The organism is Selenomonas timonae (assembly GCF_014250475.1).
GTDB lineage: Bacteria > Bacillota > Negativicutes > Selenomonadales > Selenomonadaceae > Centipeda > Centipeda timonae.
Map to the genome: position 1 here is coordinate 1,408,328 of NZ_CP060204.1, position 12,412 is coordinate 1,420,739.

Genomic DNA, 12,412 nt, shown 5'->3' on the forward strand with positions numbered 1-12,412 from the left:
AAACAAGAAAATCTAATAAAGGGAAACGAAGCGTTCTCATGTACGCGACGTTTTCCTCACGAAAAGATTTTCCCAAGCAAATTAGGATAAAGCGAAAATACCTAAGTAAACTTAAAGACGTAAGTCAAGTTTATAAGGGCATACGGCGGATGCCTAGGCGTTTCGAAACGAAGAAGGACGCGATAAGCTGCGATAAGCCATGACGAGCTGCAAGTAAGCCTTGACTCATGGATTTCCGAATGGGGCAACCCGGCGGGAGTAACGTCCCGTCACTCTGCACTTGATGCAGAGAGAAAACACCCGATGAACTGAAACATCTAAGTAGTCGGAGGAAAAGAAATCAAAGAGATTCCCTGAGTAGCGGCGAGCGAAACGGGAGGAGCCCAAACCAAGAGACTTCGGTTTCTTGGGGTTGCGGACCTGCAACAAACCGGACACTTTAGTGGAAGCATCTGGGAAGGTGCGGCAAAGAGAGTGAGACCCTCGTACACGAAAGAGTGAAAAGCGGGCAGGGATCCAGAGTACCACAGGGCACGAGGAACCCAGTGGGAAGCAGGGTGGACCACCATCCAAGGCTAAATACATCGAAACGACCGATAGCGAAAAGTACCGTGAGGGAAAGGTGAAAAGAACCCCGGGAGGGGAGTGCAATAGAACCTGAAACCGTATGTCTACAAACAGTCGGAGCACTTTACATGTGCGACGGCGTGCCTATTGAAGAATGAACCGGCGAGTTAATTTATGCTGCGAGGTTAAGCGGGAGACGCGGAGCCGAAGCGAAAGCGAGTCTTAAGAGGGCGAAAAGTAGCATGGATTAGACCCGAAACCACAGTGATCTATACATGTCCAGGTTGAAGCTCAGGTAAAAATGAGTGGAGGACCGAACCCGTGCATGTTGAAAAATGTTGGGATGAGATGTGTATAGGGGTGAAATGCCAATCGAACGTGGAGATAGCTGGTTCTCCCCGAAATAGCTTTAGGGCTAGCCTCAGGCGAATAACCATAGAGACGGTAGAGCACTGATCGGGCAAGGGGGCGTAAAGCCTACCGACCCCAGTCAAACTACGAATGGCTCATATGGGCAGCCTGGGAGTCAGAATGCGAGTGATAAGACCCGTATTCAAGAGGGAAACAGCCCAGACCGCCGGCTAAGGTCCCAAATGCTGTGCTAAGTGGAGAAGGATGTAGGACTTCGAAAACAACCAGGATGTTGGCTCAGAAGCAGCCACCATTAAAAGAGTGCGTAATAGCTCACTGGTCGAGAGGCCCTGCGCCGAAAATATCCGGGGCTAAAGCACAGAACCGAAGCTGCGGCAGGGTGTACATATCTACAGAGCGTTCAAAGCGCAGGAAAAATTGGTATCTGCAAGGAAACCGAGAGCGGCGTAGTAGAGCTACGTCAAACGAGGTTGACACAGCAGAGAGCAATTTTAACAAGCTTTTTGAGCGTTGTGCTGATGTGTACACACTGGGTAGGGGAGCGTTCTTATCTGGACGAAGGCAGACCGGAAGGACTGCTGGACGGATAAGAAGTGAGAATGCCGGTATGAGTAGCGAAACGACAGGTGAGAATCCTGTCCACCGAAAGCCTAAGGTATCCCGGGCAACGCTCGTCGTCCCGGGGTTAGTCGGGACCTAAGCCGAGGCGAAAAGCATAGGCGATGGACAACTGGCGAAAATTCCAGTACCGGGCGTCTTCGTTTGAGGATGGAGTGACGCAGGAAGGAAGCTGAGCGTGCGAATGGTTGGGCGCGTCGAAGGCGGTAGGCTTGTATGGAGGCAAATCCCCATACTATAAGGCCGAGAACCGATAGATAGGAAAGACTACGGTCAATCTGAATTCAGCTGCACTACACTGCCAAGAAAAGCTTCTAACGAGAAGACGTCCGCCCGTACCAAAACCGACACAGGTAGGCGGGGAGAGAATCCTAAGGTGCGCGGGAAAACCCTCGTTAAGGAACTCGGCAAAATGCATCCGTAACTTCGGGAAAAGGATGGCCGATGGTGGTGAAGTCTTTTACAGATGGAGCTGTTGTCGGCGGCAGAAAAGAGGCCCAAGCGACTGTTTACCACAAACACAGGTGCCTGCGAAAGCGCAAGCTGAAGTATAGGTGCTGACGCCTGCCCGGTGCAGGAAGGTTAAGGAGAGTTGTTAGCCCCTGAGGTGAAGCAGCGAACTGAAGCCCCTGTAAACGGCGGCCGTAACTATAACGGTCCTAAGGTAGCGAAATTCCTTGTCGGGTAAGTTCCGACCCGCACGAAAGGCGTAACGATTTGGGCACTGTCTCAACGAGGGACCCGGTGAAATTGAAATACCTGTGAAGATGCAGGTTACCCGCGACTGGACAGAAAGACCCCATGGAGCTTTACTGCAGCTTGGCATTGGTCTTTGGCATATAACGTACAGGATAGCCGGGAGACTGGGAGACCTACTCGCTAGAGTAGGAGGAGTCACCGTTGGGATACCGGCCTTTATATGCTAAGGATCTAACCGGGACATTAACCGTGTTCGGGACAGTACCAGGCGGGCAGTTTGACTGGGGCGGTCGCCTCCGAAAGAGCAACGGAGGCGTCCAAAGGTTCCCTCAGCGCGGACAGAAATCGCGCGAAGAGCATAAAGGCAGAAGGGAGCTTGACTGCGAGACTGACGGGTCGAGCAGGTACGAAAGTAGGGCTTAGTGATCCGGTGGAAAGAGAGTGGAATTGCCATCGCTCAACGGATAAAAGCTACCCTGGGGATAACAGGCTAATCTCTCCCAAGAGTCCATATCGACGGGGAGGTTTGGCACCTCGATGTCGGCTCATCACATCCTGGGGCTGAAGCAGGTCCCAAGGGTTGGGCTGTTCGCCCATTAAAGTGGTACGTGAGCTGGGTTCAGAACGTCGTGAGACAGTTCGGTCCATATCCATCGCGGGCGCAAGATACATGAGGGAGGCTGCTCCTAGTACGAGAGGACCGGAGTGGACGGACCAACGGTGTACCGGTTGTCCTGCCAAGGGCACGGCCGGGTAGCTGCGTCCGGAAGGGATAAACGCTGAAAGCATCTAAGCGTGAAGCCCGTCCCGAGATGAAGTATCTCATTCCTATAAGGAAGTAAGACCCCTTGAAGAAGACAAGGTAGATAGGCTGGGTGTGGAAGCACAGTAATGTGTGTAGCTGACCAGCACTAATCGGTCGAGGGCTTGACTTAAGCAGTGAAACGGAAGCGTCGGAGCGTAAGCGACAGACGCTGACGATTGAGTCGCTTAGTCGACGTTTGCGCAGCAAATGTCGACAGTAACTCAAAGGTAAAAGCCTAACAAGAACAATTTGCTTACAGTTTCTTCTGTGAAGTTTTGAGTGTACAACACTCAGTATGCGGTGATGATGCCTGAACGGTTCCACCTGTTCCCATTCCGAACACAGTAGTTAAGCGTTCAGAGGCCGAGGGTACTTCGTTGGAGACGACGTGGGAGAGTAGGTAGTTGCCGCACAAGGGACTCGTGAATCGCGCGGTTCACGAGTTCTTTTAAAACATATGGCGGCTTTGGTGAAGTGGTTAACACACTGGATTGTGGCTCCAGCATACATGGGTTCGATCCCCATAAGTCGCCCCATAGGGGTATAGCTCAACTGGTAGAGCAACGGTCTCCAAAACCGTAGGTTGTGAGTTCAAGTCTTACTGCCCCTGCCATTGATTTCAGCCGTATCGCAATGATACGGTTTTTTTGTGCTCTCATTTGCTTTTTCTTGTCAAATATATGATTATGGTGTAGAATGACGAAAGGTGAAATGAGAGTTTTAAGGAGGAGATGTATCCATGAAGAGATTCGTCCAGATGGCGCTTGTTCTGTGTCTCACGCTTTTTGCCGTGCAGGCAGGGGCGTCCCCATATTCTGACAAGGTGACGTTGCCGGAGGGGGCTGTCATCACGAATGTCAACCGCTTGGCGGTCGGTGCACCTCTCTATGTTCAGGTTGAGGAAACGGCACCTTCGATTGAGATCCTGACGCAGGTCATTTCGGATGCGAGCCGCATTACACACACTAATATTGTGACCTACGATGCGGTTGTAAATGGCATTCAGACGGACAAGGGCATTGATCTCAAATCTCTCCCACGCCGCGACGCCGCGAAGATCTTCAAGGAAAATGTTGCTTCCTATGCAGATGCCTATATCATCTTGACGGTCGCGAACAACAGCCGCACGACGTTCTTCTTTGATGTCTACCGCTCCGGTTCGAATGAGCTCCTCTACACGTACGAGGTGCGCGCAAACAAGTCGGATGGGAATACGGTTGCGACGTTCTCGTCCCTCTCCGAGCAGTTCTACAAGAACTGGCAGCGTTCGGTTGAGGCGCAGAACAAGGTAAAATAATAATTGTACATGGAGTCCCCGCATGTTCGGGGGCTTTTTTCTTTCGAGAATTATAGTATCAGCTCATAATACTGTTGACAAAGTGCCGTTGCTATAATAAGATAGACAAGCTATGTTTTGGCACGGAAACTTTTGGGGAGGCACATTTACTATATGATAACGAACGATATGCTGCGCAATATTGCGATCATTGCACACGTCGATCACGGCAAGACGACGCTTGTGGATGCAATGCTGCGTCAGAGTCACGTATTCCGCTCGAACGAGCAGGTGGGAGAGCGCGTGATGGACTCGGGCGATATTGAGCGCGAGCGTGGGATCACGATTCTTTCGAAGAATACCGCGATTCTCTACGATGACATCAAGATTAACATTGTGGATACACCGGGGCATGCGGACTTCGGCGGTGAGGTCGAGCGCGTGCTCAATATGGTGGACGGCGTTCTCCTGCTTGTGGATGCATTTGAGGGGCCGATGCCGCAGACGAAGTACGTGCTGCGCAAGGCGCTCGAGCAGAAGCTCAAGCCGATTGTGGTCATCAACAAGATCGACCGCCCCGATCAGCGTGTGGACGATGTTTACGACGAGGTGCTCGAGCTCTTTATGGAGCTCGATGCGGACGACGATCAGCTCGACTTCCCCGTGATCTATGCGACGGCGCGCGATGGCGTTGCAAAGTTCAAGATGGAGGACGAGAGCGACAATCTGGAACCGCTCATGCAGACGATTGTGAAGGAGATCCCCGCGCCGCAGGGCGATGCGGACGGCCCTCTGCAGATGATGGTGACGACGCTCGAGGCTGATGACTATGTGGGGCGCGTTGCAATCGGACGCATCATCCGTGGTACAGTGCGCCCGAATCAGTCCGTTGTCGTCATCAGCGGTGACCATGAGTCGAAGGCGAAGGTCGGCAAGGTCTATGTCTATCAGGGGCTCAAGCGCGTCGATGTGAATGAGGCGGGCATGGGCGAGATTGTTGCGCTCACGGGTCTTGGCGATGTGAGCATTGGCTATACAGTGGCGGATGCGGAGAATCCCGAGGCGCTGCCGACGATCAACATCGACGAGCCGACGCTCTCGATGACCTTCGGCGTCAACACGAGTCCCTTTGCGGGGCGTGAGGGGCAGTTTGTGACCTCGCGTCATCTGCGCGATCGCCTCTTTAAGGAGATCGAGACGAATGTTGCGATGCGTGTTGAGGAGACGGATTCGGCGGATGTGTTCAAGGTCTCGGGGCGTGGTGAGTTGCATCTTTCGATCCTGATCGAGCAGATGCGCCGCGAGGGATATGAGCTGCAGGTCGGAAAGCCCGAGGTCGTGTACAAGACGATCAACGGGCAGAAATGTGAGCCGATGGAGAATCTGACGGTCGAGGTGCCGCAGGAGTATATGGGCTCGGTCATGGAGGCGCTCGGTACGCGCAAGGCGGAGCTGTCGAATATGACGGAGCTCTCGGGCTATATCCGCATGGAGTTCTTCATTCCCGCGCGCGGGCTCATCGGCTTCCGCTCGGAGCTCCTCACGAGTACGAAGGGCAACGGCATTATGAACCATATCTTCCACGGCTATGTGCCGTATAAGGGGGATATGAGCGGGCGCTCGCACGGTTCGCTCGTGGCGTTCGAGCAGGGCGAGACGACGGGCTACGGCATCTTCTCGTTGCAGGATCGCGGCACGATGTTCATCTCACCGGGTCAGCAGGTCTATGAGGGGATGATCGTAGGCGAGAATTCGCGCGACATCGACATGGACATCAATCCTTGCAAGAAGAAGAATGTCACGAATATGCGCACGTCTGCCTCAGATGAGGCAATTCGCCTCACGCCGCCGCGCATTCTGAGCCTCGAGCAGGCACTTGAGTACATCAACGACGACGAGCTCGTCGAGGTGACGCCCGAGAACATTCGTCTGCGCAAGGCGATTCTCGATCGTACGGCGCGCGGGCGCGCGGCAAAGAATGCACGCAAGTAAATAGGTATAAAGTCCTTTGCTTACAAAAAATTTTTAGTTTGCATGTGATATGCTTGCATTTCTGAAAAAAATGTGATAGTATGTCTGCGTTAGCAAAATGAGAGATTGTCTCTAATTTTAGTGTGTCGCATATTTACTGAGGAAGGAAGAGATAAATGGGTGCAAATTCATTCTTTTCACGTGTGAAGGATATGACCTCGCGCGTCGTAGACTCATTTATCCCCGCAGCCTACGACGAGGAGTATGAGGACGAGGAAGTTGTGCAGCAGGTTCAGCAGACGGCAGCACAGCCGCGGCAGGAGGCAATGACCTCTCGGCGCGTTGCAAATGGCGGAACGGTATCTTTCCCGAGCGCCTCTTACAGCACTTCGTCTGTGCCGCGTACGCCCGCAACGGGTGACGGAGGTACGCCGCTGACGGTGCATACGACGAAGGTGGCGGAGCTCAAGGTGCGCATTCATCGTCCGCGCCGTTATGACGACGTGGGGACGGCGGTTGTCCAGCTCAAGCAGGGCATTGCCGTTGCAGTCAACTTTGACTGCCTGAATGATGTGGAGCGTCGCCGCGTTTGCGATTTCCTGAACGGTGCATGCTATGTATTGCATGGTACGGCGCGCGTGGTGTCGAGCACGATCATCCTCTACGCGCCGAAGGGTGTCGATGTGACGGAGGCAGCCGCACAGCCACATTGAGCGCGTTGAAAATTGCATTTGATCGATGGAGAGCTTCAGCTCTCCATTTTTATGCAAAAATTTTGCTTGGGGCGTTGTCTTGCGGCATTTCTTATGCTATAATATCCCGCAGTGTGAAAAAGCACGCGTTCCCGATAGCTGCTCTGTGCCGCACTGTGTGCGGTGGTGCAGCGGATGAGGGGCGCGGAAGAACAACAGGAGGTATTTTCCATGGCAGTAATTTCTATGAAGCAGCTTCTGGAGGCAGGCGTCCACTTCGGACATCAGACCCGCCGCTGGAACCCGAAGATGGCGCGTTACATCTTCACGGAGCGCAACGGCATCTACATCATCGATCTGCAGAAGACGGTGCGCAAGGTGGACGAGGCGTATAACTTCCTCCGCAGCGTTGCGCAGGAAGGCAAGTCCGTGCTCTTCATCGGCACGAAGAAGCAGGCACAGGAGGCAATCCGCGAGGAGGCTCTGCGCGCGAATATGTTCTATGTCAATGAGCGCTGGCTCGGCGGCATGATGACGAACTTCCAGACGATTCAGCGCCGCATCCACCGCCTCAAGACGCTTGAGGAGATGGAGGAGAACGGCACGCTTGAACTCCTGACGAAGAAAGAGGCGCAGGGGCTGCGTCACGAGAAGGAGAAGCTCGAGCGCTATCTCGGTGGCATCAAGGATATGAACCGCCTGCCGGGCGCACTCTTCGTGGTTGACCCGCGCAAGGAGCGCATTGCGGTCGCTGAGGCGCGCAAGCTGAACATCCCCATTGTCGCGATTGTCGACACGAACTGCGATCCGGATGAGATCGACTATGTGATCCCGGGCAATGATGACGCGATTCGCGCGGTGAAGCTCCTCACGGGTTGCATGGCGGATGCTGTGCTCGAGGGCAATCAGGGTGGTGCGCCGGAGACGGCTGCAGCTGAGTAAGGAAACGAACAGAGGGGTAAGGGATATTATCCCTTGCCCCTCTTTTTTGACGAATGATTTGGAGGAAATACAATGGCAATCACTGCTGCAATGGTAAAGGAACTGCGTGAGCGCACGGGCGCGGGTATGATGGACTGCAAGAAGGCACTCGCGGAGACGGACGGCGATATGCAGAAGGCAATTGACTATCTGCGCGAGAAGGGCATTGCAAAGGCGGAGAAGAAGGCCGGACGCATTGCTGCCGAGGGCGCTGTGACGGCGTATCTCGCGGCAGATGCGAAGGTCGGCGCGATCGTTGAGATCAACTGCGAGACGGACTTCGCTGCGGGCAATGAGCAGTTCCGCGAGCTGAGCGCAAAGGTTGCAAAGCATATCGCAGAGACGAACCCAGCCGATCTCGATGCGCTGAATGCAAGCCAGCTCGACGGCAAGGATGTTGCCTCCCTCATCACCGAGGCGACGGCGACGATTGGCGAGAAGATTTCGCTGCGCCGCTTTGCGCGCTATGAGAGTGCGGGTCGTGTTGCAACGTACATCCACATGGGCGGCAAGATTGGCATTCTCGTGGAACTCTCGGGCGGCGATGAGCAGCTCGGCAAGGATATTGCGATGCAGATTGCGGCGGCGGCGCCGATTGCAATCGACCGCTCCGGCGTGACGGCGGACGACATCGAGCATGAGAAAGAAGTTCTCCGCAAGCAGGCGCTCGAGGAGGGCAAGCCCGAGAAGATCATCGAGAAGATGGTCGAGGGGCGCATTAACAAGTTCTACGAGGAGGTCTGCCTGCTCGAGCAGAAGTTCGTGAAGGATCCTGAGCAGAAGGTCTCGGCTGTCCTCGGCGGCGTCGAGGTCAAGGCGTTCACGCGCTTCCAGCTCGGTGAGGGTATCGAGAAGAAGCAGGAAGATTTTGCTGCGGAGGTTGCTGCACAGATGCAGTAATGACATGAAGGAATCGCTGATAAAATGAAGTCCGTCAGATTGGTGTAGATTTTTTGTCCTATCAAGGAGACAAACCGGACGCATAGCCGCCCGCTATGTGGAGGATTTGTCGACGCAGAGAGGGCGAAAAAGATACGCCAAGATGATGGTGCTGAATTTATCAGTGCTTCCTTAAAAGAAGGGGCTGTTATGCGGGGCATATTTTTGCTTCGCATGGCGCCCCTTTTTTGCAGAGCAGCGGATTTTTTCGGGAAAGTATGCTATAATGGCGCAAAGAACAGACAGGAGGAGTCATCGTGGAAGCGAAATATCGGCGCGTCGTTTTGAAACTCAGCGGAGAGGCTCTGGCGGGTGATCAGGGCTTCGGCATCAATCCTGCGGTTGTCGAGGAGATTGCCGCACAGATCAAGAAGGTGCGCGACCACGGCATCGACGTTGCAATCGTGGTCGGCGGCGGCAATATCTGGCGCGGCCTTGCGGGCAGTGCAAAGGGCATGGATCGTACGACAGCCGATTACATGGGCATGATGGCGACGGTGATGAATGCGCTCGCGCTGCAGGATGCACTCGAGAAGCAGGATGTCGATACGCGTGTGCAGAGCGCGATTGAGATGCGTCAGGTCGCAGAGCCGTACATCCGCCGCCGCGCGATCCGTCATATGGAGAAGGGACGCGTTGTGATCTTTGGCGCGGGCACGGGTAATCCATATTTCTCGACGGATACGACGGCAGCACTGCGTGCCGCCGAGATCGAGGCGGATGTGATCCTCATGGCGAAGAAGGGGACGGATGGAATCTATGACTCCGACCCGAACAAGAACCCCGATGCGCACCGCTTCGAGACGCTAACCTACATCGACATCCTCAAGAAGGGGCTGGCTGTGATGGATGCGACGGCGACGAGTCTGTGCATGGAGAACAAGATCCCCATCGTGGTATTTAATATTGACGAGCATGCGAATATCGCACGCGCATCGTTTGGAGAGCCGATTGGAACGACCGTAGGAGGCGAAGCCGTATGATCAAGGAGATTCTCGCAAAGCATGAGGCAAGTATGAACAAGGCGATTGAGGCGCTTCGCCGGGAGTTTTCCTCCCTGCGTGCGGGGCGGGCGACGCCGAATCTCCTGGATAAGGTGATGGTGCCGTACTACGGTACGCCGACCTCGGTGAACCAGCTGGCAAAGGTGACGGTGCCTGAGCCGCATATGATCGTTATCACCCCGTGGGAGAAGTCCATTCTGCACGAGATCGAGATTGCAATTTCGAAGTCTGACCTGGGGCTCTCGCCAAACTCGGACGGCACGGTGATCCGCCTCGCAATTCCGCAGCCGACACAGGAGCGTCGCAAGGAGCTCATCAAGACGGTCGGTAAGAAGACGGAGGAGGCGAAGGTTGCCCTGCGCAACATCCGCCGCGATGCGAATGAGGCGATCAAGAAGCTCGAGAAGGACAAGGAGATCAACGAGGACGAGTCCAAGCGCGGGCAGGATTCCGTGCAGAAGCTCGTAGACAAGTTCGTTAAACAGATGGAAGAGATGCGCGCGGCGAAGGAAAAAGAGGTCATGGAGATCTGATGAGAGATCATCTTTTGGCGCGTCCGTGGATAGACATTCGTCCGCAGATAGAGACGGACGGGGTCACATATGAATTGCGGGAAACGCGCTCCTCACGGGATTTTTTTGCCGTGGATGAGACGTCGCCCTATGTCGTCTGTGTGCAGGAGTGTGATGGACGCTGTGTGTTTACACTGACTCCGGCACCGGCGCGGAGCACCTCCGTTGCCGCCTGTGAAGAAGCACTTCGCTGAGCGGATATAACCCCTTCCGGCATTTGCTGGAAGGGTGTTTTGGCAGAATTGAGATCCCGTAGGGGAAAGGGAAAGGATCAATATGTGGAGAAAGATATTCGGCGGCGGGAAGAGTACGTCGGTTCCCGATGGGGATCATCTTCCTTCCAATTTTGCAATTGACCATGGAGCTCTGCCACGGCATATCGCCATTGTTATGGACGGGAATGGGCGATGGGCAAAGGCGCAGGGGCGCTCGCGCTCGGCAGGGCACGAGGCGGGAGCGCGTACGCTCAAGCGCATTGTGCGAGCAGCATCGGATATGGGCATCGAGGTGCTGACGGTCTACGCGTTCTCAACAGAGAACTGGAAGCGGCCACAGCGCGAGGTCGATTTTTTGCTGAATCTCTTTGACTCTTTTTTGGAGAAAGAGATTGCAGAGATGCACGCAGAAAATGTGCGCATGAGTTTTATTGGACGACGTGATCGCTTTACGGAGCGTTTCCTGCGCCGTATGGAGGATGCGGAGCTGCGTACGGCGAACAATACGGGCGTACATTTTAATCTGGCGGCGAACTATGGCAGTCAGGATGAGATTGTGCGTGCTGTGCGCTCTCTTGCTGCACGGGCAGCGGTAGGGGAGATTGCACCTGAGGAGATCGATGCGGAGCTCTTTTCGAATGCACTCGATACGGCGGGCGATCCGCCCGTTGACCTCTTTATCCGCACGAGCGGCGACCTCAGGCTCAGTAACTTCCTCCTCTGGCAGTCGGCATATGCGGAGCTCTACTTTACGGACACGCATTGGCCGGATTTTACGCCGGAGGAACTGGCGCGCGCGATTGAGGATTTCGCAGGGCGCAGTCGCCGCTTCGGCGGACTGGATGCCGAGGAATAAATGGGAGGCAGTCTTTGATTACACGCATTATTTCCGGAACGATTGGTATTGTCCTTGCTGCGTATGTGATTCAGCAGGGCGGTACGACGTTTTCCATTGCGGGTGCGGTTCTTGCCGTGCTCGCATGGTTCGAGTTTACGCGTGCCTTCTCGCATCGCGGGGGCAATCCAACGCTCTTCTCGGGGCTGCTCGGCATTGGCGGTATGCTCTACGGCGCTTATCTCGGACAGCTCGATATTATCCTGCTTGCGATGACGGCGTCGACAGTGCTCGCACTCTTGACATCCGTGATTCTGCGCGGGGATGTGTCCGTGCCCGATGTTGGTATCTCCGTGGCCGGCATCGCGTACATCGGACTGCCATTCGCACATCTCGTCATGCTGCGCAATCTCACGGGCGGGACGTATGTGACACCAATCGAAACATTCAGCCTCGGTGCGGCGATGGTCTGGGTCATGTTCATCGGCACATGGGCGAGCGACAGCTTTGCCTACTTTGCCGGGCGTGCTTTTGGCTCGCACAAGCTCGCCCCTGCAATCAGCCCGAACAAGACGATCGAGGGCTTCCTTGGCGGTCTCGTCGGCACGATTGCGGCGGTGGCGGGGCTCGGCTATGTCCTCGATATGCCCCTGCCCCAGATGGCGGGGCTCGGCGCGGCAATTGCCATCCTTGGCACGCTCGGCGATCTCGTGGAGTCGCTCATGAAGCGGCACACGGGGATCAAGGACTCGGGCGCGATCATCCCGGGGCACGGTGGCATCTGGGATCGCTTTGACAGCGTCCTCTTTACGGCGCCGCTCGTCTACTACTATACGATCTACTTTGTCCTGCGATAGGACTGTAAT

At 55.0% G+C, this 12,412-nt stretch carries 10 protein-coding genes, 2 tRNA genes, 2 rRNA genes and 1 pseudogene; all 15 read left to right on the top strand.

The features are described from left to right. Positions 1-122 precede the first annotated feature (122 nt). The 15 genes and pseudogenes from H1B31_RS06670 (at position 123) to H1B31_RS06735 (ending at position 12,403) form a co-directional block, all read left to right on the top strand. Positions 123-3,191 (top strand): 23S ribosomal RNA (locus H1B31_RS06670). A gap of 166 nt (positions 3,192-3,357) precedes the next feature. Then, a 5S ribosomal RNA gene (rrf, locus tag H1B31_RS06675) occupies positions 3,358-3,474 on the top strand. Positions 3,475-3,521: 47 nt separating this feature from the next. Next, positions 3,522-3,597: transfer RNA gene (locus H1B31_RS06680), tRNA-His, on the top strand. Position 3,598: 1 nt separating this feature from the next. After that, a tRNA-Trp gene (locus H1B31_RS06685) sits at positions 3,599-3,674 on the top strand. A gap of 126 nt (positions 3,675-3,800) precedes the next feature. Beyond that, positions 3,801-4,358 (top strand): hypothetical protein, encoded by a 558-nt coding sequence (locus H1B31_RS06690; RefSeq protein WP_009439859.1) that lies wholly within the window; start codon positions 3,801-3,803, stop codon positions 4,356-4,358. Between the two features lie 153 nt (positions 4,359-4,511). Then, positions 4,512-6,329: a translational GTPase TypA gene (gene typA / locus H1B31_RS06695; protein ID WP_185979765.1), complete on the top strand. Its 1,818-nt coding sequence runs from the start codon at positions 4,512-4,514 to the stop codon at positions 6,327-6,329. Between the two features lie 155 nt (positions 6,330-6,484). Next, positions 6,485-7,021: a cell division protein SepF gene (locus tag H1B31_RS06700; protein ID WP_009439857.1), complete on the top strand. Its 537-nt coding sequence runs from the start codon at positions 6,485-6,487 to the stop codon at positions 7,019-7,021. 210 nt (positions 7,022-7,231) lie between these two features. Then, complete coding sequence (gene rpsB, locus H1B31_RS06705; protein WP_009656903.1) at positions 7,232-7,942, top strand: 30S ribosomal protein S2; 711 nt, start codon at positions 7,232-7,234, stop codon at positions 7,940-7,942. Positions 7,943-8,014: 72 nt separating this feature from the next. Next, positions 8,015-8,881 carry a translation elongation factor Ts gene (tsf, locus tag H1B31_RS06710; RefSeq protein WP_009439855.1) on the top strand — a complete coding sequence of 289 codons (867 nt, stop codon included), beginning with the start codon at positions 8,015-8,017 and terminating at the stop codon, positions 8,879-8,881. 48 nt (positions 8,882-8,929) lie between these two features. Next, positions 8,930-9,056, top strand: a pseudogene (locus H1B31_RS11475) (secretion protein HlyD). A 121-nt stretch (positions 9,057-9,177) separates the two neighbouring features. Further along, positions 9,178-9,903 carry a UMP kinase gene (pyrH, locus tag H1B31_RS06715; protein WP_009439854.1) on the top strand — a complete coding sequence of 242 codons (726 nt, stop codon included), beginning with the start codon at positions 9,178-9,180 and terminating at the stop codon, positions 9,901-9,903. After that, the gene (frr, locus tag H1B31_RS06720; RefSeq protein WP_009439853.1) at positions 9,900-10,457 is read left to right on the top strand and encodes a ribosome recycling factor; all 558 of its coding nucleotides are present in this window, start codon (positions 9,900-9,902) and stop codon (positions 10,455-10,457) included. Before pyrH ends, frr begins: the two co-directional genes overlap by 4 nt. Continuing rightward, positions 10,457-10,690 carry a hypothetical protein gene (locus H1B31_RS06725; RefSeq protein WP_185979766.1) on the top strand — a complete coding sequence of 78 codons (234 nt, stop codon included), beginning with the start codon at positions 10,457-10,459 and terminating at the stop codon, positions 10,688-10,690. The genes frr and H1B31_RS06725 overlap by 1 nt, the downstream gene beginning before the upstream one ends. Positions 10,691-10,772: 82 nt before the next feature. Continuing rightward, complete coding sequence (locus H1B31_RS06730; protein ID WP_185979767.1) at positions 10,773-11,567, top strand: undecaprenyl pyrophosphate synthase; 795 nt, start codon at positions 10,773-10,775, stop codon at positions 11,565-11,567. 14 nt (positions 11,568-11,581) lie between these two features. Then, a complete protein-coding gene (locus H1B31_RS06735; RefSeq protein WP_185979768.1) occupies positions 11,582-12,403 on the top strand; it encodes a phosphatidate cytidylyltransferase in 822 nt (273 codons plus the stop codon). Positions 12,404-12,412: the final 9 nt, after the last annotated feature.

Bases quoted from the DNA above. Each gene is read 5' to 3' on its own strand.
- H1B31_RS06725 (WP_185979766.1), top strand. From the start codon at position 10,457: ATGAGAGATCATCTTTTGGCGCGTCCGTGGATAGACATTCGTCCGCAG.
- H1B31_RS06700 (WP_009439857.1), top strand. From the start codon at position 6,485: ATGGGTGCAAATTCATTCTTTTCACGTGTGAAGGATATGACCTCGCGC.
- typA (WP_185979765.1), top strand. From the start codon at position 4,512: ATGATAACGAACGATATGCTGCGCAATATTGCGATCATTGCACACGTC.
- tsf (WP_009439855.1), top strand. From the start codon at position 8,015: ATGGCAATCACTGCTGCAATGGTAAAGGAACTGCGTGAGCGCACGGGC.
- H1B31_RS06690 (WP_009439859.1), top strand. From the start codon at position 3,801: ATGAAGAGATTCGTCCAGATGGCGCTTGTTCTGTGTCTCACGCTTTTT.
- rpsB (WP_009656903.1), top strand. From the start codon at position 7,232: ATGGCAGTAATTTCTATGAAGCAGCTTCTGGAGGCAGGCGTCCACTTC.
- frr (WP_009439853.1), top strand. From the start codon at position 9,900: ATGATCAAGGAGATTCTCGCAAAGCATGAGGCAAGTATGAACAAGGCG.
- H1B31_RS06730 (WP_185979767.1), top strand. From the start codon at position 10,773: ATGTGGAGAAAGATATTCGGCGGCGGGAAGAGTACGTCGGTTCCCGAT.